At 55.9% G+C, this 21134-nt stretch carries 21 protein-coding genes and 1 pseudogene; 13 read left to right on the top strand and 9 right to left on the bottom strand.

Going from position 1 to position 21134, the window contains the following annotated elements; translation table 11 throughout:
* Positions 1-236 precede the first annotated feature (236 nt).
* The 5 genes and pseudogenes from N3G78_05225 to N3G78_05205 all read left to right on the top strand — a co-directional run bounded on the left by N3G78_05225 (position 237) and on the right by N3G78_05205 (position 3756).
* Positions 237-722: a thermonuclease family protein gene (locus N3G78_05225; protein ID MCX8117318.1), complete on the top strand. Its 486-nt coding sequence runs from the start codon at positions 237-239 to the stop codon at positions 720-722.
* Between the two features lie 496 nt (positions 723-1218).
* Positions 1219-1437, top strand: a complete 219-nt coding sequence (locus tag N3G78_05220; GenBank protein ID MCX8117317.1) for a hypothetical protein — start codon at positions 1219-1221, stop codon at positions 1435-1437.
* Positions 1409-3004, top strand: a complete 1596-nt coding sequence (locus N3G78_05215) for a recombinase family protein (protein MCX8117316.1) — start codon at positions 1409-1411, stop codon at positions 3002-3004. The genes N3G78_05220 and N3G78_05215 overlap by 29 nt, the downstream gene beginning before the upstream one ends.
* A pseudogene (locus tag N3G78_05210) lies at positions 2944-3582 on the top strand (ATP-binding protein). Before N3G78_05215 ends, N3G78_05210 begins: the two are co-directional and overlap by 61 nt.
* Before the next feature lie 3 nt (positions 3583-3585).
* Positions 3586-3756 (top strand): hypothetical protein, encoded by a 171-nt coding sequence (locus N3G78_05205; protein ID MCX8117315.1) that lies wholly within the window; start codon positions 3586-3588, stop codon positions 3754-3756.
* Here N3G78_05205 and N3G78_05200 read toward each other — a convergent pair.
* A complete protein-coding gene (locus tag N3G78_05200; GenBank protein ID MCX8117314.1) occupies positions 3753-4835 on the bottom strand; it encodes a cache domain-containing protein in 1083 nt (360 codons plus the stop codon). The two genes, N3G78_05205 and N3G78_05200, sit on opposite strands and share 4 nt — an antisense overlap.
* Positions 4836-4967: 132 nt before the next feature.
* On the opposite strand from N3G78_05200, the gene N3G78_05195 reads away from it, so the two are divergent.
* The 3 genes from N3G78_05195 (at position 4968) to N3G78_05185 (ending at position 7727) form a co-directional block, all read left to right on the top strand.
* Entirely contained in the window at positions 4968-6524 is a 1557-nt protein-coding gene (locus N3G78_05195) for an acyl-CoA carboxylase subunit beta (GenBank protein MCX8117313.1), read from the top strand.
* Between the two features lie 121 nt (positions 6525-6645).
* A complete protein-coding gene (gene greA / locus N3G78_05190; protein MCX8117312.1) occupies positions 6646-7113 on the top strand; it encodes a transcription elongation factor GreA in 468 nt (155 codons plus the stop codon).
* Between the two features lie 65 nt (positions 7114-7178).
* Positions 7179-7727 carry a Slp family lipoprotein gene (locus N3G78_05185; GenBank protein MCX8117311.1) on the top strand — a complete coding sequence of 183 codons (549 nt, stop codon included), beginning with the start codon at positions 7179-7181 and terminating at the stop codon, positions 7725-7727.
* A gap of 24 nt (positions 7728-7751) precedes the next feature.
* On the opposite strand, the gene N3G78_05180 is transcribed toward N3G78_05185, so the two are convergent.
* The 4 genes from N3G78_05180 to N3G78_05165 form a co-directional block, all read right to left on the bottom strand.
* Positions 7752-8834, bottom strand: a complete 1083-nt coding sequence (locus N3G78_05180) for an ABC transporter ATP-binding protein (GenBank protein ID MCX8117310.1) — start codon at positions 8832-8834, stop codon at positions 7752-7754.
* A complete protein-coding gene (locus N3G78_05175; GenBank protein MCX8117309.1) occupies positions 8831-9529 on the bottom strand; it encodes an ABC transporter permease in 699 nt (232 codons plus the stop codon). The genes N3G78_05180 and N3G78_05175 overlap by 4 nt, the downstream gene beginning before the upstream one ends.
* A complete protein-coding gene (locus tag N3G78_05170) occupies positions 9530-10369 on the bottom strand; it encodes a substrate-binding domain-containing protein (GenBank protein ID MCX8117308.1) in 840 nt (279 codons plus the stop codon). It abuts the gene before it with no gap.
* A gap of 119 nt (positions 10370-10488) precedes the next feature.
* Positions 10489-11067, bottom strand: coding sequence for a Fe-Mn family superoxide dismutase (locus tag N3G78_05165; protein ID MCX8117307.1), 579 nt, complete (start codon positions 11065-11067; stop codon positions 10489-10491).
* Positions 11068-11218: 151 nt separating this feature from the next.
* Here N3G78_05165 and N3G78_05160 point away from each other — a divergent pair, with 151 nt between their 5' ends.
* A complete protein-coding gene (locus N3G78_05160) occupies positions 11219-11695 on the top strand; it encodes an Hsp20/alpha crystallin family protein (GenBank protein MCX8117306.1) in 477 nt (158 codons plus the stop codon).
* 105 nt (positions 11696-11800) lie between these two features.
* On the opposite strand, the gene N3G78_05155 is transcribed toward N3G78_05160, so the two are convergent.
* On the bottom strand, positions 11801-12562 hold the full coding sequence (locus N3G78_05155; GenBank protein ID MCX8117305.1) for an HAD family hydrolase: 762 nt from the start codon (positions 12560-12562) through the stop codon (positions 11801-11803).
* A 102-nt stretch (positions 12563-12664) separates the two neighbouring features.
* On the opposite strand from N3G78_05155, the gene N3G78_05150 reads away from it, so the two are divergent.
* The 4 genes from N3G78_05150 to N3G78_05135 all read left to right on the top strand — a co-directional run bounded on the left by N3G78_05150 (position 12665) and on the right by N3G78_05135 (position 17398).
* A complete protein-coding gene (locus N3G78_05150; protein ID MCX8117304.1) occupies positions 12665-14599 on the top strand; it encodes a transketolase in 1935 nt (644 codons plus the stop codon).
* 40 nt (positions 14600-14639) lie between these two features.
* Positions 14640-15665, top strand: coding sequence for an HAD family hydrolase (locus N3G78_05145; GenBank protein MCX8117303.1), 1026 nt, complete (start codon positions 14640-14642; stop codon positions 15663-15665).
* 98 nt (positions 15666-15763) lie between these two features.
* Complete coding sequence (locus N3G78_05140; protein MCX8117302.1) at positions 15764-16756, top strand: inorganic phosphate transporter; 993 nt, start codon at positions 15764-15766, stop codon at positions 16754-16756.
* A gap of 12 nt (positions 16757-16768) precedes the next feature.
* A complete protein-coding gene (locus N3G78_05135) occupies positions 16769-17398 on the top strand; it encodes a DUF47 family protein (protein MCX8117301.1) in 630 nt (209 codons plus the stop codon).
* 24 nt (positions 17399-17422) lie between these two features.
* On the opposite strand, the gene miaB is transcribed toward N3G78_05135, so the two are convergent.
* The 3 genes from miaB to N3G78_05120 are packed head-to-tail and all read right to left on the bottom strand — an operon-like array spanning position 17423 to position 21132.
* Positions 17423-18751, bottom strand: coding sequence for a tRNA (N6-isopentenyl adenosine(37)-C2)-methylthiotransferase MiaB (miaB, locus tag N3G78_05130; protein ID MCX8117300.1), 1329 nt, complete (start codon positions 18749-18751; stop codon positions 17423-17425).
* Positions 18752-18775: 24 nt separating this feature from the next.
* Positions 18776-20068 (bottom strand): class II fructose-bisphosphate aldolase, encoded by a 1293-nt coding sequence (locus tag N3G78_05125; GenBank protein ID MCX8117299.1) that lies wholly within the window; start codon positions 20066-20068, stop codon positions 18776-18778.
* A gap of 56 nt (positions 20069-20124) precedes the next feature.
* Positions 20125-21132 (bottom strand): fructose-1,6-bisphosphatase, encoded by a 1008-nt coding sequence (locus tag N3G78_05120; GenBank protein ID MCX8117298.1) that lies wholly within the window; start codon positions 21130-21132, stop codon positions 20125-20127.
* Between the last annotated feature and the right edge of the window lie 2 nt (positions 21133-21134).

The raw sequence follows: 21134 nt of genomic DNA, 5'->3' as shown, positions 1-21134 counted from the left end.
CAAATTGATCACAAAACCAGTGGCAAATCTTTTATAATCGCCTTTTTCAATTATGGGTTCCTCTAAAAATTAACGATTTTGACTATCAGCCTATACCAATCTGACAGCCGGTGTGTTATGGTCACGAAAAACAACACTGAGGGATAAACCATGATGCAAACCAGACTGTTGGGTTGGTAAATTCGTTTTGATCAACTGGACAGGGGGAGCCCCCCCTGCACAAGCTCAAGACTCTGGTGGACTGGGAACGCTTTCGACTCTCCAACAAGCTTACTTCCAAAATTCTTTTTCTTCTCTCTTTTTTGGGGATTCTTTCATTTCTTAACACTTCTGCCCAGGCTAATTCCCTGAAGGTCGTCCGGGTAATCGATGGAGATACTATTCTGATTTCTACAGGCGAAACGGTCCGATTGATCGGCGTGGATACACCCGAAACCAAGCATCCCCAAAAAGCTGTTGAACGCTTTGGAAAAGAAGCCTACCATTTCACCAAAAAGATGGTAGAAGGGAAGGAGGTTCGGCTTGAATTCGATCAGAGAAAAAGGGATAAATATGGACGTTTGTTAGCTTATGTCTATCTTATGGATGGAACATTTGTGAATGCAGAGATCATCAGGCAGGGATATGGATTTGCCTACAAAAAGCACCCATATAAATACCTTGAGGAATTCAGGAGGCTTGAGAGGGAGGCGAGAGAGCAGAAAAGGGGATTGTGGAACTGACATGAAAAGCATTAATGAATTGAAAATGAAAATTTGGAAATTGTAAAAGATTTGCCACTAAAATAGATTAGCGGCATGGATTTAAATCCTTCGAACCCTTTGTAAAAACTGGACAATTTGCGAAGCGAATTATCAACAAAGCGTGTTGGACTCTTCGCCGTTTCTGCACACGATTCAGGGGAGAAAAATCTACCCCATCCGCCGCAAACGCTGTGGCTAAGAGTTTTCTCTCCTTCTGGCCTCCACTGCGATCCGAAAGGCCATCATCCTATTTAAGTTTAATTATCCAAAGAACCTCCAGTTGTTAAGCCCGAATCTAGGCCCTACCCGATAGGTTTTAAGGACCACCCAGGCCATATAATTTTCTTTTTAGCCCAAATCCTGTCACACAGTAATACCCCAATGTGAAGTTGGGTAGCTACCAGATCATGGGATTATGATATTTTGACATTTATTTTGACTTTTAAAGGAATTTTTGATAGAAAGGAGCATCCTGATGAAACAGGAAAGTTTTGACCAGATGAGCCTGGACCTTTTCGAAGTCTACAACAGGATCAAGGCGAGAAAGATCGAGCAGATTGAATATATCGAGTCGATTCTTTCACCCATCCTGCCGGAGCATCCCGAGGTCAAAACGGTCCTCGATATCCTCGCCAAATGGAAACCAAAAGCGGGGCAATCAGTTTATGAGAGCAGTCATATACCGAAGAGTTAGTGCCGAAAAACAAACAGAAAAGTACTCCCTTCCCGCCCAGCTAAAATTGTGCATGGAATTTTGTACAAGAAATGGATGGCAGGTGGTGAAGGATCTCGTCGATGAAGGTTACAGCGGAGCCCTTTTCGAAGAAAGACCCGCCTTCAGCGAACTCCTCCAGCTGGCAAATCTTAAAAAGATCGATGTCATAGTCGTCACCGACCTAGACAGGCTTGCAAGGCCGGATAACCTTGTAGATCTTGGCCGGCTTCAGAAGATATTAATCGAAAATCACATCAAACTCGCCACCATCTCGGGAAGAATCTCCGACCTCTCCAACAGCTCCGATTGGTTTTTCAGCTCCCTTGAGTCCCTGATGGCCGGATGGGAGAGAAAAAAGATTAAAGAGAGGGTCAAAAGAGCCGTTAGGGAAAAAAAGCTTCGGGGATACTTCTGGGGACCTATCGAACCATCTGGATACCTCTGGAGAGAGGACGGAATGCTCGTTCCCAACCCTACCAGAATCGAAAGAACAGGCAAGAGGGGACACAAATATACCATCTTCAGCGCAAGTGAGGTTCAGGAAATTTTCAAGCTGTATCTGACCGGGGATACCGTTCTCTCAATAGCAAAAAAGATGGGAGTCCCGGACAATACTATTGCCATGATCCTTGACCGCGCAATGTTTTACGCCGGCTACATCCTCGAAATGAAAGAAGGCGGCAAAGTTATTGCAAAGGGTCTCCATGAGCCACTTATTTCTGAATTTCAGGCCCAAAAAACCCTCCAACTCCGGTCTGAAAGGTTTAAGGCCTATCAAAATAGCAGAGAAAGATTCCCATCGATGGGACTACTTAAATGTGCTATCTGCGGATCTCCCATCGTTCTTCAAACCACTGTTAAAAGGAGAAAGACTGTAAGACGGTATTTAAAATACCTTTGCGGGAACCGGAAGTTTGCTAAATTAAGAAAAGTCAACCCATGCCCCCTTCCAACATTTGATGTGGCAGATGTGGAAAACAAAATCATGGAAATGGCCGAAAAAATTATCACCACCCCGGAAAATATTTTCAAAATGCTTTCAAACTCGAATCTCTTCCTCAGACACTGCCATGACAGGCTGCTCCACATTGAATCCGAACTTGCCATTCTAAACCAGAGGAAAGAAAGGCTGATGGAGCTGTATGAATTTTTACATACGAAGGAAGAAATACGAACTCATAAATTGAAAATCGAAAAACTTGAAAAGCAGATCCAGTCAAAAAAGAAAGAAGCAGAAACCATACAGAAAGATATCAGGATGCAGGAGGCTATTCCCCAGAAGCATACCGATATCCTCAAACTTCTGGAGGTGTTCCAAGAAATTATCACCGAGGCCAACGAGTCTGAGAGAAGAAAGATATTGAGATCGCTTTTTGAAGTCATCCTTTTGCACCCGAATAAAGAAATCAGTTATAAATTACATATCCCATCGATTTCGCAAGAAATTTCAGAAAAGGCCAACGAATGGAAGGTTCGCCACTTCCGAACAACGGTGTCCTTTTTCTCGATGAACTGCCCGAATTTAAGAAGAACGTCCTCGAGGTGATGCGGCAGCCCCTCGAAGAGGAGAGGGTCACGATCTCCCGGGCCGCCACCTCCATCACCTACCCTGCCCGCTTCATGCTCGTGGCAGCCATGAACCCCTGTCCCTGCGGTTACTACACCGATCCCAACAACGAGTGTACCTGCACGGTCCCGCAGATCCAGCGGTACCGCGCCAAGATCTCCGGCCCCTTGATGGACCGCATCGATATTCACGTCGAGGTCCCCGCGGTCAAGTACCGCGACCTCGCCAGCCGGGACCCCGGAGAATCCTCGGAGGAGATCAAGAAACGGGTCGACCGGGCGAGAAAGGTTCAGCTCGATCGATTCAAGGGGATGAAGATCTTCTGCAATGCCCAGATGACCAACCGCCACATCAAAAGATTCTGCGCCATCGACGAGCCGAGCCATCGACTGCTCGAGATGGCGATCGATAAATTCGGTTTGAGCGCCCGGGCCTATACGAGGATCTTGAAGGTCGCCCGCACGATCGCCGATCTCGAGGGAAATGATGGGATCCGGCCCGCCCATCTCTCAGAGGCCATCCAGTATCGGACCCTGGACCGAAACCTGATCGGTTAAAAGATGGAAACGGTAGAATCCCTCGCCAATTTTCTGAAACAGTTCGGGGCGCCCAATCTCTTGGGGATCGGCATCGCGGTCGTGGTCCTCTACCTTCTCTTCTCAGGCCTCTGGAGAGGCCTCAAGGGAGGCTCTCGAAAGGAAGGAGAATCGGGTCCGGAGGGGGAGGATTAACCCTCTCCCAAGGGGGAAGGGCTCTTAGGAACCTTCCAAGAGAGGAGAAAGGAGATCGTCAGGGCCACGAGCATCGCCGACATCGACAGGAGGAAGAAGAGCAGGATGAGCCTCTCCTTCATCAGGGTATATCGGCTCTCCAGAAGGCCGACGTAAAGGATCCCCACGATCCTTCCCTCGATATCCCGGATGGGTTCATAGGCGGTGATATACCAGTCGTCGACCACGAAGGCCCTCTGAATCCACGGCATTCCCTTCTCGAGGACCTGTTCTTGGACCTCTTTCATCGCCAACGTCCCGATGGCCCGCTTCCCTTCCCGGTCGAGCACGTTCGTGGCAATCCTCACATCCCTTAGGAAGATGGTGGCCGTGCCGACATCCTTTCCCTTGTATTTGGCGTCTTTAAAGACGATATTCTTGATCAGATCCACGATCTCGTTGTTCCGGTTCAGGAGCACACCCCCGGAGAGGGCCCCCAGGACCTCTCCGCTGAAATCGAGGACGGGGTGGGTCGATCGGAGGATCAGGCCCGAGGTCTCCTCCTGTTGGTCCGTGGGTTTCGCCTTTGGGGTGGGGATCAACCTCAGAGCCGCCCTGTTGGCCAGCGCCTCCCCTTCTCTTAAAAGCTCCTCCCTCGTCATGACCTCCGTCCCTGAAATCCCCTTCCTCTCCAAAGCCGCCCGGATGGAGGGCTGATGGATCAGGCTGTCCCCTTCGACCTTGGGGTTATGCACACGGAAGAGGACCCTTCCTTCCCGATCGGTCAGGAGGAGAAAATCGAGCCCCTCCTCCACCATCAACGCGGTCAGCTCCTCTCGAATGGGTGTCACGTTCCTCTCTTTCAGGGCCTTTTTTAAAACATGTCTGATCGAAGCCCACCGGATCGCCCGGTCGATCTCCCTCATTTTCATAGAATAGACAAACCTTGCCGTATCGAGGTCATGTTTGACCCTCTCCTGGGCCTCCTTGATGATCTGGTTTGTAATCAGGGAATTGACCAGCAGGCTTGTGATGACGCCGATAAAGCAGGCCAGGCCGAGAAAGAGGAGGGCGAGTTTGGTTTTGGTTGAAATTTTCATAGGTTATAGGTTATCAGAAACGGCGGAAAATGTAAAGCAAAATATTTCTTGCGATTAGAGGCCTGATCTGCTAAATATATTGTGAAAAAATTCATAAATCAACGAAAATCTTAACATAGAAAGGAGAAAAGGATGGGAAAGTTCGATGCGATGTATGAGGACTATATGAAGAGGCGCAAGGCCATCCTCGAAATGGGCGGACCCAAGGAGATCGAGAAACGTCGTGAGAAGGGCCAGACGAATGCCCGGGAGAGAATCGATTGGCTCATGGATCCTGGCACCTTCGTCGAGATCGGGCCTTTCATCAAGCATAGACAGACCGATTTCGGAATGGCCGAGAGGTTCATTCCGGCCGAAGGGGTGGTGACGGGCTACGGGAAAGTGAACGGAAGATACGTCGTCGTCGCCTCCGAGGACTTCACGGCCATGGCCGGGACCTTCGGGGAATACCATGGAAAGAAGTTCGTCTGGGCTTGCGACTTCGCCAAGGAGAAAGGGTGGCCTTTTGTGGGCATCAACGACTCCGGTGGGGCGCGCCTTCAGGAAGGGTTCGATACCCTGGAGGCCTACGGATGGACCTTCCGGGCCCAGATCCTCGCCTCCGGAATCATCCCCCAGATCGCCCTGCTCCTCGGTCCCTGCCTGGGAGGACAAGCCTACCATCCCATCATGAACGACTTTCTCATCCAGAGCAAAAAGACCGGGTTCATGGGGATTGCAGGCCCGGCCTTTGTCAAGACCCAGACCGGAGAGGATATTTCCCTCGAGGAACTGGCCGGTTGGCAGGCCCATGCCGTCAAATCGGGCGGGACCCACATCGTCGGCGAAGACGATCGGGAATGTATCGAGCTCTGCCGGAAGCTTCTCTCCTATTTCCCTTCGAACAATCGAGAGAAGCCCCCTCGGATCGAGACCGGAGATGACCCTAACCGAGAGATTCCCGAACTGGACGACTTCATCCCCGACCCCCAGCTTCGGGTCCCCTACGATATGTATCCCCTCATCGAAAAGGTCGTCGACAAGGGGACCTTCTTCGAGATCCACCGGTACTTCGCCCGCAACCTCATCGTGGGATTTGCCCGTTTCAACGGGAAGGTGGCCGGGATTGTGGCCAATCAACCCAAGGTCTTAATGGGAGGGCTTGACTACGATGCGGCAGACAAGCTGGCCAGGTTCGTGAGATTCTGTGACCTCTTCAACATCCCACTGGTCACCTTCGTCGACTGCCCGGGTTTCTGGATCGGCTCTCCCCAGGAGTGGAAGGGAATCCTCCGGCACGGGGCCAAAACCCTCTTCGCATGGGCAGAGGCGACCGTGCCCCTGATCTCCATCATCATCGGAAAATCCTATGCAGGGGCCCATTATGCCATGCTCGACAAAAGCATCGGGGCCGACCTCTGCTTCGCCTGGCCCACGGCGAGGATCAACATCGTCGGAGCGGATACGGCGGCCAGCGTCATCTTCGCCAAAGAGATCAAGGCCGCTCCGAACCCGAAGGAGACCGCCAAGAAACTGATCGAAGAGTACAGGCAGAAACTGGAACATCCCTATCAGGCCGCCGAAAGAGGCTGTGTGGACGATGTCATCATGCCCCATGATACTCGGAAGTACATCTGCACCTCCCTCGACATCCTCGAAAACAAGCAGGTCGCCCGACCCTGGAAAAAATATTCCAACATCAACCTGTAATCCTCCCGACGCAATCGGTCCTGGGGGGAAGGCCCGTGGCTGAGGGCCTTCCCCCCTTCCGGGTCGGTTGACAAACTCGATCTCCGTTGGCTATAGTTATTTTCGTTAAAGGAGTTTTTTCATGGCGCGAACGCCCATCACCCGTAATGGATACAACAACCTCGTCAAGGACCTCGAGCATCTGAAGAAGGTCGTCAGACCCCAGGTCATCAAGGCCATCGAGGAGGCAAGGGCCCACGGAGACCTCAGCGAGAATGCCGAATATACTGCGGCCAAAGAACGGCAGGCCTTTGTGGAGACGAAGATCCGCGAGATCGAACAGAAACTGGCCAACGCCGAGATCATGGACGTCCCCAATTCCTCGGATGGCAAGGTAGGTTTCGGGTCGACCGTTACCCTTGAAAATTGCGACTCCGGCGAGAGGGTCACCTATCAGATCGTCGGGCCGGATGAATCCGACATCCCTAATGGAAAGATCTCGATCGCCTCTCCCCTCGGAAAAGCCCTCATCGGCAAAGAGGTGGATGACGAGGTCGTGGTCAAAACGCCGGGCGGCGTGAAACGTTACACCCTCCTCTATATCGAATGAGCCGATTCCTTCGATCTTCCTGGATCGTTTCAACCCCCCAGGGGAAAGGGACGTCTGAGTAAACCATGACCACCCTCTCCCGTGCCATTTGCCTCTTCTTGTTCCTCTTTCTCTCCGGATGTGCCCACGTGATCTCCAAGGACCTGAGGGTCAAAGCCAACCCCGCCCTCACCCTGAGCCAGGTTCGCCAAGACCCAGAGGCTTATAAAGGGAGGTGGGTGGTCTGGGGTGGAGAGATCATCGAAACCGTTAGCCTGAGAGAGGGGGCCACCCAGATCGAGGTCTACCAGAGGCCCCTCGGTTGGAGGGGAGAGCCGAAAGGCGGGGCCTATTCCGAGGGCAGGTTTTTGGTCTTGTCAGAAAAGTGGCTGGACCCTTATCCTCTCCGGAGCGGAAGGCGGATCACCGTGGCCGGAGAGATTCTCGGAGCCAAGCTCAAACCCCTTGGGGAAATGGATTACCGTTATCCCCTCGTCGCGGGCAAACAGATCCATCTCTGGCCCGAACCCATCTATCTCTACGACCCCTACCCCTACCTTTTCGATCCTTGGTGGTATTATGGTCCCAGATGGTATTGGGGATTCGGGTTCCACTATTACCACCGCCGTCGGTAGTCCTCTCGCCTGCCCCCTCATCCCTCACCCTTTCTTGAGGATCTTGACCGCCGAGGCCTTAAACGAAACGGCCACCTCCTTTCCCTCGGTCAAAGAGAGGTTCTTCTGCGAAGGATGGGTGATATAGGCCACCAGCGGAAACCCGCAGTCGAGGTGAACCTTTTGATAAGGCCCGAAGGGGACGATCTTCGATACTCTTCCAATGAAGAGATTTCTCGCACTGGTTTGGCCCTTCACCGGAGGGATGGCGAGGGTGACGTCCTCAGGCCGGATACAGAGCACCACCCGTTCTCCTAACCGGACCTCTCCCACCGCCTCGACCTCCTGATCGGACATCGAGGCCACGAAGGTCCCCTCCCCGGTTCGAATCACCCTCCCGGAGAGGATCGTCTCCACCCCCAGAAAGGAGGCGACAAATTCCGTTGCCGGATGATTCATCACCCCTTCGGGTGAGCCGATCTGTTCGATCCGACCGGATCGCATCACCGCTACCCGATCGGAAAGCCTCAGCGCCTCTTGCCGGTCATGGGTCGCAAAAAGGGTGGTGGTCTTCGTGCGGAATAACGCCCGCTCCAGATCGATCAGCAGCGATTCTCGTGTGGGCGGATCGAGGGAGGCGAAGGGTTCGTCCAGGAGCAACAGCTCGGGTCGAAGGACGAAGGCCCGGGCGAGATTCGTCCGCTGGGCCTCCCCTCCCGATAGCGTCTTGGCCGATCTCTGGCTGAGGTGGGAAATCCCGAAACGTTCCAGTTCTTCCATCACCCTCTCCTGGATCTCCCGCTTCTTCACATTACGGATCTTCAACCCAGAGGCGACATTTTGGAAGACGGTGGTGTTGAACAGCAAGGGCTCCTGAAAGACGAGGGCGATCTTTCTCCGGTAGGCCAAAACAGAAAGATCCCTCCCGACCCTCTGGCCCTCGAAGAGGATCTCCCCATGGAAGGGGCCGGAGAGGAATGAAAGGGTCTGAAGCAAAGTGGTCTTTCCTGCCCCGTTGGGTCCGATGAGGGCGAGGGTTTCGCCCCTTTTAACTGAAAGGGAAGGGATGTTCAAAAGGAGCTCGCCCTCTCTCTCGACCCTGAGGTCCCTGACTTCCAGAAGGGTCATCTCACCCTTTCCCTCTGTTGAATCGTTGTGAGAATGAGATTGATCCCGTAGGCAAGGAGGAAGAGGATCAATCCCAAGGCGATGGCCACGTCGAAATTGCCCCGGCTCGTCTCGGTCACCGTCGCGGTCGTCAGAACCCGGGTGTATCCCTTGATATTCCCTCCCACCATGAGGGAGGCCCCCACCTCTGAGATGACCCCTCCAAACCCCGCCATCACGCCCGCAAGCAAGGGAAGCTTGGCCTCCCGGATCAATATCCAGACCATCTGAAATCGGGTGGCCCCGAGGGCCAAAATCTGGAGCCTCAGCTTTTCGGGGAGGTGCTGGATGGCTGCCACGGTCACACCCATCACGATGGGGGTGGCGATAATGGCCTGGGCGAGGATCATGGCCGAAGGTGAATAGAGGATCCCTAAAAAACCGAGAGGCCCGCCTCTCCATAAGAAGATCGTGACCCAGAGCCCGACCACCACCGGAGGAACCCCCATCCCCGTGTTGATGAGGCTGATCACAAACCGCCTCCCCCGAAACGGGGTCAGGGCGAGGGCGGTCCCGGTGGCGATCCCGATCAGGAGGCTGATCAAAGTGGCCGTTGCGGAGACTTTGAGGGAGAGAAGGGCGATCTCCACGATCTCTGGGTCTCCGGTGATCAACAACCAGAAGGCCTTCTTGAGGCCGTCGAGGATCAAGTCCATCTAATGCCCTCCGTCTATCTTCGTCACAGGGAGGAAGAGACGGGCCCCATACCGACCGACCCCGTAGCTGAGGATGATCTCCTGGGCCTCCTTCGAAAAGAGGAAGTCGGAAAAGGCCCTTGCCCCAGCCCCGTTCACCTTCGGCCATCTCGACGGGTTTACCTCGATCACATGATAGACATTCAGAAGCAGAGGGTCTTCCGGTCCGAGGCGCACCGACCGAACCTTCTGCCTCAGGGCCAAATAGGTCCCGCTGTCCGTCAGGGTATAGGCCCCTTTTTCGGAAGCCATATGGAGAGTCTGTCCCATCCCGAGGCCCGTCTCCTGGTACCATCGCTCCCTTTCGGGATCGATGCCTGAGGCCTTCCAGAGGGATCGTTCCTTCTCATGGGTTCCGGAGCGATCTCCCCTGGACAAAAAGAGGGATCGTCTTGAGGCGATCTGTCGGAAGGCCTCCGTAACGTTGGAGGCCTTGCGCACCCCCGCTGGATCTTCGACGGGACCGACGATTAAAAAGGTATTGAACATCACAGGCCTTCGCCGGATCCCGTGCCCCTCGTCCAAAAGCCTTCTCTCGGCTTCAGGGGAATGGACCAGGAGCACATCGGCCTCGCCCCTCTTTGCCATCACGATGGCCTGCCCCGAACCCACGCCAATCGGCTTGACAGAGTATCCCGTCTTGCTTTCGAAAACTGGAAGGAGGACGTCCAGAAGCCCGCAATCCAGGAGGCTCGTCGTCGTGGCCAAGAGGATCGACTTCGGTTGGCTGCTCGTAGGAAGGGGGAGGACAAAAAGGATCCACAAGAGGCCCGCCCCTATGTGAAGGATCTTCCAAACCATCCTTTTTCTCCTATCATGGAGCTGAAGGAAATCGCCGCTCTCCAACGTGGAAGACCGGAAAAGAAAGGGCGATCATTAAGACCGCCCTTTCGTCATCCTGGCAGCTCCTAAAAAACCGATCACTTCAATCGGGCCTCCACCGCCTCCCACTTGATATTCTTGAAGAAGGCGTTGATGTAATCGGCCCGCTTCAATCCGTAATCGATCATGAAGGCGTGCTCAAAAACATCCAGGATCAACAGGGGTTGGCAACCCGCCGGATGGCCCACGTCGTGCTCGTTGATCCATTGATTGAACAATTTTCCGTTCACCGGATCCTGGTAAAGGACCGCCCATCCGATCCCCCGCATCGTGCCGACGCCTTTGAAATCGGCCTCCCAGGCCTCGTAGCTTCCGAAATCCTCCGAGAGCTTCTTCCCCAGTTTGCCCTCCTTATTGAGAGCCCCTTTCCCTCCGAGGTTTTCGAAATAGAGCTCATGGAGCCTCATGCCGTTGAATTCCCATCCCAACCGGCGTTTCAGCTCTGCGTATTCCGGGGTACCAATCTTTCCTCCCTTTGCCATCTCCCCGAGGGTCTCAAGGAGTTTATTCGTATTGGTCACATATCCCTGGTAAAGGGTGAAGTGGTTCTTCAAGAGGGTCTCGCTGAAACCTTCCATCCCGATGAGATGATTGTAGTCTTTTGCCCCGTAAGCCATCATGCACTCCTCCTTTCGAATAGAATAATTCAATCATAACAGAAAATTCCCCAGTTTCAAGGTGCCCGGCCTATCGGACTTGACAAATGGAAAAGGGTGATTATCTTTTGTGTGGTTTCCTAAGGAAATTCATCATGTCTGAAAAGGAGGGATGGTTATGGCGAAGGAGCTTGAGCTTTGGAGGCCTTTCAGAGAGATTTCGCCTTTCAGGGAATTCGAAAGGATGCGAAGGGAGATGGATCGGCTTTGGGATTCCTTCTTTGAAGGCGGTTTGAGAAAACGTGGGGAGGAAGCGGTGGAATGGTATCCTGCCCTCGACGTCTCGGAGACGAAAAATGACATTGTGGTCAAAACCGAGGTCCCCGGCCTCGACCCGAAGGATATCGACATCTCCCTGAGCGAGGGTATTCTGACCATCAAAGGCGAGAAGAAGCAGGAGAAGGAGGAGAAAGAGGAGAATTACCACCTGATCGAGAGGAGTTTTGGTGCCTTCTCCAGGTCGATAAGGCTTCCGAGGGAGGTCCAGGCCGATAAGATCAACGCCACTTACAAAAACGGGGTCCTTAAGATCGTCCTCCCGAAATCCGAAGAGGCGAAGAAGAAGGAGATCAAGATCAAAGTCGAGTAATCTCTCTTCTCCCTTCCTGAAAGAGGGCGTGGGTCAAAGAAACGCCCTCTTTTTTTCTTTTCGATTCCAGGCGCCGATCGGCCTCGAAACCCTCCTGCAAACCTTTCAACTGGTAAAGGTCTTTAACTCTCGGATCGATTCGACGACCAGGTCTGCCACCGTCTCAAGCTCCTCACGAGGGGTCACCCCCCCTTCGAGGATCCCCACCGTCACGGCCACCCCTGCCCTCTTTCCCATCAACATGTCCGTCACAGAGTCCCCCACCATCGCCGCTTGGTCCGGAGAGAGACCTAATCTTCTGCAGATGGTGAAGACCGTTTCAGGATGGGGTTTTGAAGGGTAAACCTCGCCCCAGCAGAGGATCACATCGAACAGGCCCCAAAGGCCGAGGTGATGAAGGATGGCCTCTGTATCTTTCCGCTCGTCATTGGTGGCTAAGGCCGTAAAAAAGCCGTTCTCTTTGAGCTCCGAAAGAAACCTCTCGATCCCCTCAACCGGCACGACCTCCCGGCGCCAATCCCTTTCGGCATCGGCCTCATCGAAGGCCTTAAGAACCCACTCCTTCGATTCATCCCAGGGATATCCGGCCTGATAGAGGGCCATCGTCGCGATGACGATCTCCTCTGAGCGGGACGAGACCGGACAAGGGCCTCTGGGGTCCACCCGGCCGCTTGAGGGGTCGATCCCCCAACATTTCAAGAGGGAGGCCTCCAGGGCGCCATCCCTCTTCAATCTCCTCAAGAGAAGAGAGATCCGTCTTCGAATGAGGGGAACCCAGGTCGAGGTGAAATCGATAAGCGTCCCATCCTTGTCGAAGATGATCAGGCGGCAGGGAAAGCGCCTCCCCTGCCATTCAATCCCTCCCATCCTTCGTCGCCCTCCGTTTGAGGCCAATCTTAAATGGGACTTGCAAAGGATTCAACCCCTATTATAAAGTTAGGGGTCAACCGACCGAGGGGAGGGACGAGGATGCTCCGGAAGCGATTCGAGGCCGAAAAGCTGGACCCTGCCACGGTTCAAAGGCTCTCGGAATTGGCCAGGCTGGCCAGGGGGGACATCTTGAAAATGACGACCTTGGCCGGTTCGGGCCATCCCGGCGGGTCGATGTCCTCCATCGATCTCTATCTCGTCCTCTACACAAACGCCAGGATCGATCCCAAACATCCGGAGGACCCAGAAAGAGATCGGTTCGTCATCAGCCATGGCCACACCTCTCCGGGCGTCTATGCGGCCCTGGGGAGGACGGGATTCTTCCCGATCGAGACGGCCATCGTCCACTTCAGGAGGGCGGGCAGCCCCTTCGAGGGACACGTGGAAAAAGGGATCCCGGGTCTCGACTGGAACACGGGCAATCTCGGCCAGGGACTTTCGGCCGGATGCGGATTTGCCCTGGCGGCCAAGGTCTTGAAGAAAGATTTCCATGTCTTTGTGGCCATGGGATGTGGCGAACAACAGAAGGGCCAGATTTCAGAGGCCCGGCGCTTCGCCATCAAATATGGCCTTCACAATCTAACGGTGCTGATCGATTATAACCAGAGACAGATCAGCGGCGTCACCGGCGAGATCATGCCCCAGAATATCGCCAAGAATTTCGAGTCGGACGGATGGCGGGTGATCGAGATCGACGGGCATCAATTCCAGGAGATCTACCAGGCCTGCCGCGAGGCGACCCTCTTCCATCACCCCACGGCCATCCTCGCTCACACCGTCATGGGCAAGGGCGTCTCCTTCATGGAGGGAAAGGAAGAGTTCCACGGGAGGGCCCTGACCCTCGAAGAGTATCGAAGGGCGATTCAGGAATTGGGTCTGGAAGACGACCTGGATCGGTATCGGGACCTCCGGCAGAGGGGGGGCCTCCTCTATGAGGGGAGGAGATATCCGAAAACCGTCATCCCCTTGAACGAGGGAAGGCCGAGGGATTACGGAAAGGACCAGAGGCTGGACAACCGAACCGCCTTCGGAAACGCCCTGCTCGATCTGGGCAGGGCCAACCTCCGGCCCGATGGCTCGCTTCCGATCGTCGTCTTCGACTGCGATCTGGCCTCTTCGACGAAGACGAACCTTTTTGGCAAACAGTTTCCCGACCATTTCTTTCAGAGTGGCATCCAGGAACACCACACGGCCACCCTCTCCGGGGCCATCTCCACCACGGGCCTGCTCTCCTTCTTCGCCGACTTCGGCGTCTTCGGCATCGATGAGACCTACAATCAGCACCGTCTCAACGATCTGAACGAGACGAACCTGAAGCTCATCTGCACCCACAACGGCCTTGACGTGGGCGAGGATGGGAAGACCCATCAATGTATCGACTATATCGGGGTGATGAGAAACCTCTTCGGATTCAAGATCATCGTGCCGGCCGACCCGAACCAGACCGACCGCGTGATCCGATATGTGGCCAGGGCGGAGGGGAATTTCCTCGTGGCCATGGGACGCTCCCCGGCGCCGATCATCCTCACCGAAGACGGGCATCCTTATTTTGCCACCCCTTATGAGTTCCGTTACGGAAAGGCCGACCTGATCCGGGACGGAAAGGACGCCGCCATCCTGACCGCCGGTAGCATGGTCCATCGGGCCCTCGAGGCCTGGGCCCGATTGAAGGCGGAGGGGATCGAAGTCCAGATCCTCAACCTCTCCTGCATGAGCGACCTCGATCTCGAAGCCATCCTCCGGGCGGCCCAAACCGGGAGGGTGATCACCTACGAAGACCATCATGTCCAAACGGGGCTGGGAAGCCTCATCGCCAATGTCTTAGCGGAGCAAAGACGATCGGTCCGCTTCCGCAAGCTGGGAATCTCCCGATACGGCGCCTCCGGCAAACCGGAAGACCTCTACCGGATGCAGGGGCTCGATGTGGATAGCCTCGTCAGGGCCGTGATGGAAGAGATCGAAAGAAAGGACTGACGAAACCGGTAGGGGGAAAGAACCCGAAGATTGGAGCGGCATGATCGACCTTCTCATCTTCGACATGGACGGAGTGCTGGTCGACGTCTCCCAGTCCTACCGAAAGGCCATCCAGCAGACCATCGGCCTCTACCTTGAGCAATGCTTGGGGTTGAAACCCATTCGGGTCTCGAACGAGGAGATCACCCTCTTCAAATCCGCTGGGGGTTTCAACAACGATTGGGACCTGACCTCGGGTTTCCTCCGCTACCTTCTCTCCGAATTCAAGCTCCCTTCCCTCTCCCGAAAGCGGAATGTCTCTTCCCTCGATCAGGCGGTCCTCTTTCTCCGGCAAAGGCTCTCCAGCGTCGGGAGACCCAACCCCTTTCGGCCCTCGAGGGAATCCCTCTTGAGCTTCTTAGACGCGGTCAAGGCCTCGGGAGGGGGACCGAAGGGGATTCGATCGGCCCTGAAAGGAAGGTTCGAAGGCTGGGTCTACGATTCGGGTGATCTTGACCGGGAGAACCTGGTCAAGCGGATCTTTCAGGAGCTCTACCTGGGGGAGCGCTTCCCATCCCATTACGGCCTCCCGCGCCGCTTCTACAGGGGGGAGGGCCTCTACCTGAGGGAGAGGCTCTTGATCGGAAGGAGGATCCTCTCCGCCCTCCGAAAGCGAGGCCTGAAGCTCGGGATCGCAAGTGGACGGCCGAGAAGGGAGGCGGAACTTGCCCTCAAGCGATTCCGGATCGCCTCCTACTTCGATGCCGTCGTCACCCTGGACGAATGCCAGGAGGAAGAGCGCCGGATCTACAGGGAGACGGGAAGAAGGGTCCAACGGACCAAACCCCATCCCTACTCCCTGTTGAAGGTGATCGAGGAGATAGGAATTTCCCGTCCTCGGTGCGGTTATGTCGGAGACGTGGTGGACGATATGAGGGCGGCCCGGGCCGCCGGGAAGAGTTCCCAGATGACGGCGATCGGCTTTCTCCGAGGTCGCCACCATCGGCCGACGCTCCGGGAGGCCCTGCTTAAGGCCGGGGCGGACCTCCTCATCGAGAGCCCAGAGGAGCTGCTGAGACGGATTTGACAGGACCGGCGTTTCCCATTATAACCTGTCTACACAGGTCAATAGCTCATCCAGGAGGAAGGACGATCGAAGACGGAATCCTCTCCCTGGCCATCCTGATGGTGGGGTTGGCCCTCTTTTTCGATTACTCGAATGGCTTTCACGACGCAGCCAACGTGGTGGCCACGATCATCGCCACCGGCGCCATGCCCCCAAAACGGGCGCTGGGCTTGGCCGCGGTGGCCCATTTCGTCGGGCCCTTCTTGTTGGGAACTGCCGTAGCTCAGACCATCGGAAAGGGCCTCGTCGATCTGTCCGCCTTCGATCCGAAACAGGTCGACCTCTCGATCGCCCTGGTCATCGCTGCCCTCACCGGGGCTATCGCATGGAACCTCCTCACTTGGGCCTGGGGATTGCCCTCCAGCTCCTCCCATGCCTTGGTGGGCGGGATGATCGGGGCCGTGTGGATCGCCTACGGTCCTGACAAGATCCTTTGGAAAGGCCTCCTCTATGTGGTCTCCGTCCTCATCCTCTCGCCGGTGTTGGGCTTGGTCTTTGGGACCTTGGTGCTCAAGATCACTTTTCACCTGGCCCGGGAGGCCCCTCCTGGGATCGCTCATCTCTTCAATCGGGCCCAGATCCTCTCCTCCCTGGCCCTCTCCCTGAGCCACGGTGCCAACGATGCGCAGAAATCGATGGGCATCATCGCCATGTCCCTCTTCATCCTCGGCCTCCTCCCTGACTTCCGGGTTCCCTTCTGGGTCGTGGCCAGCTGCGCCGCGGCCATCGCCCTCGGCACAGCAAGCGGAGGATGGCGAATTATCAAAACCCTTGGCTCAAAGATCTATCGACTGAGATCGGTCCATGCCTTCTGTGCCCAGACCTCCTCCGCCCTCGTCATCTTCGGGGCCGCCCTTGTCGGCGGGCCCGTATCGACCACCCACGTGGTGGCCTCAAGCATCATGGGGGTGGGCGCCGGCCAGAGGCTCTCCGCGGTCCGTTGGGGGGTGGCCAAGAACATCCTCTTGGCTTGGGTCATCACCATTCCGGCCTCGGCCCTGATGGCTGCGCTGACGTTCTCTTTGATCCGCATCGGGCATCCTAAATTTTGAGGGGAGCGACTCATGGTCTTCGACTTTCTCAAGAGGAAAAGGCCCTTCTCCGGCAGCGAAAATCGCTTCTTCGATCTCCTCGCCCGCCAGGCCTCGAAAAGCCTCGAGGGGCTCGACGCATTGGCCAGTTATGTGGAGGATGGGACGAAGGAGAAGGCCAACCTCGTCCGCCAAATCGAGAGGGAGGCCGACGAGCTGAGACGGATCCTGATCCAGGAGCTGGATCAGACCTTCATCACCCCCATCGACCGGGAGGACATCTACCAGCTCTCCCGCGCCATCGACGATGTGGTCGATTATGCCAACACCACGGTGGACGAGATGGAGATCTACGGCGTTCAGGGAGACCACCACATCGTCGAGATGGTCAACATCCTCCGAAAGGCTGCCCGGGAGTTGAACGATGCGGTGAAGATTTTGAAAGACTATCCCAAGATCGCCTCGGAGCATGCGGTGAAGGCCAAGGCCTATGAAAATCAGATGGAGAAGGCCTATCACCGGGCCCTCGCCGATCTCTTCAAGGGCACCGATACCGTCTATATGTTAAAGATGCGGGAGATCTATCGCCATCTCAGCAACGCGGCCGACCGCGGAGACGAGGCGGCCAACATCATCTCCAGCATCGTCATGAAGCATACCTAAAGGCGGGGTCCCAAGGGGGTACTCTTAGGTGGGGTTGGCGACGAGGGCGCCTCGAAGGGAATGGGCATAGCCTTGGACGATCCTGACCTCAACCAGCTGTCCCACCAGGTGAAGCCCTCCTTCGAAGTTGACCGCCTTGTGGGTGCGGGTCCTGCCGGTCACATCCTTCGGGTTCTGCTTGCTGGGCCCCTCCACCAGGACTTCCTCGATCCGTCCCTCCATGGCCCGGTTCTTCTCAAGGGTGATCTCCCGCTGGAGTCTCTGGAGGCGGATCAGCCTCTCCTGCTTCACCCCCTCGTCCACCTGATCCGGCATCTCCGAGGCCCTCGTCCCCTTTCTCGGAGAATATTTGAAGGAGAAGAGGTCATCGAACCGGACCCTCTCCACCAACTCGAGGGTCTCCTCGAAATCCCTCTCTTCCTCTCCTGGGAAACCGACGATCACGTCCGCTGTGATGGCGATGCTCGGACAGGTCTCCCGCAGTCGGGCGACCTTTTCGAGGTAGGATTCCCGGGTATAACCCCGGTTCATGGCCTCCAAGATCCGGTCGGAACCGGATTGGAAGGGAAGATGGATATGTTCACAGAGCTTTTTGAGACGTCCATGGGCCTGAATCAGCGCCTCGGAAAGGTCCTTGGGATGGGAGGTGGTGAAGCGGATCCGCTCGATCCCTTCGATCTCGTTCAGCCTCGAAAGAAGTTCGGGAAAATCGACCCCATCCTTCGAACCCTTCCCATAAGCATTGACGTTCTGGCCAAGGAGGCAGATCTCCTTGACGCCTCTCCTGGCCAAGGTCCGAACCTCTTCGACGATCTCCTGACTGGGACGACTTCTCTCCTCCCCGCGGACGAAGGGGACGATGCAATAGGAGCAGAACTGATTGCACCCCTGCATGATGGTCACAAAGGATTTGACGCCCGGGGAGGACCTTTGGGGGAGGATCGGATCGAGATACCGTCCTTCAGGATCGAACGCGGTCTGGCAGCCCTTCTCCCCTGCCTCCTCCAGCCGGGCCAACATCTGGGGGAGCCGGGGGATGGCATGGGTTCCGATCACGAGATCGAGGTAGGGAATCCGCTCCAATAGCCTCTCCCCTTCCTGCTGGGCGACACAGCCAGCCACCCCGAGGACCGTCCCCTTCTTCTCTTTCAATCTCCTGAAACGCCCGAGGGCGCTGTAGAGCTTCTGCTCCGGCTTTCTTCGGACACTGCAGGTGTTGATCAAGATGAGATCCGCCTCTTTCGGCTCCTTGGTCTCCACATATTGAAATCGTTCCAGAAGGGAGAGGATCCGGGCCGAATCGTGCTCGTTCATCTGACATCCATAGGTCTCGATATAGACGCGTTTGGCCATGGATCCCTGGTCCCCCGTTCTTTCTCAATCGTCAAACCTTCCGGCAACCCCCTTGTCGCTCTGCAGCCGGCTGGCCTTCGCCCTGATCTTCTCCTCGGTCCATTCCGCGGGATCTTCGATCCGGCCCACCTTTGGCCCCAGGTCATAGGAACCCGCCTTCAGAATGGCCTCGATGGCAAGAGGGGCCGTATCCGTCGCGTTAAAGACCTCGGTCATCATCTTGTAGGCAAAGGCCTCTACCTGCCTGACGATCCGATCCCGGATCTCTCTGGGCTGGGCCATCAACTTGTTCTCAAAGGGGAGGTTCAGGTTCTTGTAGTCCCCCTTTTTCCAGTTTTTCGACTGGGCATAGGCCACCATCTCCTGCCAGAGTTCCTCGGCCACGCCGGCGTCCTTCACCTTGAGGAAATTTCCCTCTTTGTCCAGGATGGCATTTCCATAGTCGTTGACCTGGACCCCCCAGGAGATCATCTGGAGCGCCGTGGCGACATTGGCCTTTGTCGTCCGGGTCTGCTGGGCGATCTGCCTGAGCCGCTCGGAGCTGTTGCCCGAGGTTCCGTGCTGGGCCCCTGAGACCTGATATGGTTCGAGGGCCTTGTGGATCTCCGCGGTCAACTGGACCTGGATCCCCGAATCCTTCTCTTCGATGCCATGGGTCGTGCCGTTATTCAAGGCGATCCAATCCGGAAAGATCTCATGGGCATTCAAGCCCTGGATGAGAAAGAGCGCCTCCTCCACGGTCGATAGCCCGCTCTCTCCCTTGATCTCGCCCACCTCGGTCTCAAGGCCTGCCCACTTGGGGACATAGGGATGGAGGGCGATATTGGCCAGCAAATTCTGATCGTCCGGAAGGTGAGAGGCATCGATGGCGATCGAGGTCATGCCTGCCTCGAAGAGCGTGGGGATTTCGCTTTTGGCCATCTCGAGGTCTTTTTCGTTTCGGATCCCATAATGATCGGCATGGATCGCCACGGGGATGGTGATCCCGAGCTCGTTGCAGACCTGATCGACCAGGATCGCCATATTCCAGTAATTGACCGCGCAGTAGGCCTTGGTGCCTCCCTCCGATTTGGCGATTTCGATGATCACCGGCGCATTGGCCCGCTGGGCCGCAAGAAGGACGCCCCGGATGATGAGCTGATTTCGGGCATTGGCGGCCATGGCGATGGCCTTCCCTTTGGCCCTCATCGCCCGGTCCACCACCTTGCCGCTCACGATCAGGGCCCTGGAGTGAGGGAAGAGCCTCCGGACGTTGGGGGGACGGCCAATTTCAAGGGCCTTGTCAAAATCGGATTGGGATACGGTTCTCTGGGTCATGATGTCCTCCTTTCGAGGAAATGGGCGAGGGGCACGTCGAAAAAGGGAAAATTTTATTACAGAGGACCGGGATGCGCTTCTCCATGACCAGTGAGAACCCTTGCGATATCCTCCACCAAGGGTTTGGAACCCACGTAGAGCGCGGTCCGCTGGTGGGGTCTTCTGGGTTGAATCTCCAAGATGGGCGTCCCGGTCTCATCCACGGCCGCCCCGCCTGCCTCCCGACAGATGAAGGCCACCACCGCCCCCTCATACATCAGCCTGAGCTTTCCCTCCGGCCGATTCTTCTTGGGATCGGGATGGTTGACGATCGCGGGATAAAGGAACATCCCGCCGTTGTTGAGGAGCCGATGGATGTCCCCGGCCAGGGCGCCCAAATACCGGAAGGCATATTTCTTCTCGTTTTCGGCGATCCACCTTTGGACACCCCGCGCATAGGTATTCCGGTTGGCCGAATTGAAGGAAAGCTCCCAGGTCTTGGGGTCCTCTGGAAGGATCACCCTCGAAGGTCGGACGAAGTTCATCGTCTCATCGATGTGAAACTGCCAGGCCCCGGCCTCCTTGAGGGCCAGGGTGAAGGTCCCGGTGGGGATGACGAACATGCCGGCGGCAATATACTCCTTCCCCGGCCGGAGATGTCCGTCTTCTGGACCTTCCAGATTTCGCTTCGCGATCCCGAAGAGGAATCCGATCGGAAGACCATGGGGGACATTGGAGGAACCGTCCATCGGATCGAAGTAGACAAAATATCGACCTTCGGGGTTCATCTCGATGATCCCTTCGGACTCCTCGCTCACCGCATGGATGACCCGGCCCGAGGCCCTGAGATAGTGAAGGGTGATCTCCTGGGCGATCTCGTCCATGCGCATCACCTCTTCGCCCTGGACATTTCTGCCACCGGCCGAGCCCAGATATCCCTTCAGGGCCCCGGTGAGGTAGTAGTGTTGGATGTACTTCCCTGCGCTGAGGAGGGCGTCCATCAGGATCAGAAAATGGTAGGTTCGGCCGTGCCTCTCCTGATGCTGGAGAAGAAAGTTCATAAAGGTCTGTTCGAATTGGATCATGG

It is taken from the genome of Thermodesulfobacteriota bacterium (genome assembly GCA_026415035.1).
Lineage (GTDB): Bacteria > Desulfobacterota > BSN033 > BSN033 > UBA1163 > RBG-16-49-23.
Note: the sequence above shows the minus strand (reverse complement) of the source record. Positions and strands in the feature narration are given on the sequence as shown.

Bases quoted from the DNA above. Each gene is read 5' to 3' on its own strand.
- N3G78_05180 (MCX8117310.1), bottom strand. From the start codon at position 8,834: ATGACCCTTCTGGAAGTCAGGGACCTCAGGGTCGAGAGAGAGGGCGAG.
- N3G78_05155 (MCX8117305.1), bottom strand. From the start codon at position 12,562: ATGGGAGGGATTGAATGGCAGGGGAGGCGCTTTCCCTGCCGCCTGATC.
- N3G78_05160 (MCX8117306.1), top strand. From the start codon at position 11,219: ATGGTTATGGCGAAGGAGCTTGAGCTTTGGAGGCCTTTCAGAGAGATT.
- N3G78_05200 (MCX8117314.1), bottom strand. From the start codon at position 4,835: ATGAAAATTTCAACCAAAACCAAACTCGCCCTCCTCTTTCTCGGCCTG.
- N3G78_05135 (MCX8117301.1), top strand. From the start codon at position 16,769: ATGGTCTTCGACTTTCTCAAGAGGAAAAGGCCCTTCTCCGGCAGCGAA.
- N3G78_05215 (MCX8117316.1), top strand. From the start codon at position 1,409: ATGAGAGCAGTCATATACCGAAGAGTTAGTGCCGAAAAACAAACAGAA.
- N3G78_05185 (MCX8117311.1), top strand. From the start codon at position 7,179: ATGACCACCCTCTCCCGTGCCATTTGCCTCTTCTTGTTCCTCTTTCTC.
- greA (MCX8117312.1), top strand. From the start codon at position 6,646: ATGGCGCGAACGCCCATCACCCGTAATGGATACAACAACCTCGTCAAG.
- N3G78_05195 (MCX8117313.1), top strand. From the start codon at position 4,968: ATGGGAAAGTTCGATGCGATGTATGAGGACTATATGAAGAGGCGCAAG.
- N3G78_05120 (MCX8117298.1), bottom strand. From the start codon at position 21,132: ATGATCCAATTCGAACAGACCTTTATGAACTTTCTTCTCCAGCATCAG.
- N3G78_05150 (MCX8117304.1), top strand. From the start codon at position 12,665: ATGCTCCGGAAGCGATTCGAGGCCGAAAAGCTGGACCCTGCCACGGTT.
- N3G78_05140 (MCX8117302.1), top strand. From the start codon at position 15,764: ATGGTGGGGTTGGCCCTCTTTTTCGATTACTCGAATGGCTTTCACGAC.
- miaB (MCX8117300.1), bottom strand. From the start codon at position 18,751: ATGGCCAAACGCGTCTATATCGAGACCTATGGATGTCAGATGAACGAG.
- N3G78_05205 (MCX8117315.1), top strand. From the start codon at position 3,586: ATGGAAACGGTAGAATCCCTCGCCAATTTTCTGAAACAGTTCGGGGCG.
- N3G78_05125 (MCX8117299.1), bottom strand. From the start codon at position 20,068: ATGACCCAGAGAACCGTATCCCAATCCGATTTTGACAAGGCCCTTGAA.
- N3G78_05145 (MCX8117303.1), top strand. From the start codon at position 14,640: ATGATCGACCTTCTCATCTTCGACATGGACGGAGTGCTGGTCGACGTC.
- N3G78_05170 (MCX8117308.1), bottom strand. From the start codon at position 10,369: ATGGTTTGGAAGATCCTTCACATAGGGGCGGGCCTCTTGTGGATCCTT.
- N3G78_05220 (MCX8117317.1), top strand. From the start codon at position 1,219: ATGAAACAGGAAAGTTTTGACCAGATGAGCCTGGACCTTTTCGAAGTC.
- N3G78_05175 (MCX8117309.1), bottom strand. From the start codon at position 9,529: ATGGACTTGATCCTCGACGGCCTCAAGAAGGCCTTCTGGTTGTTGATC.
- N3G78_05165 (MCX8117307.1), bottom strand. From the start codon at position 11,067: ATGGCTTACGGGGCAAAAGACTACAATCATCTCATCGGGATGGAAGGT.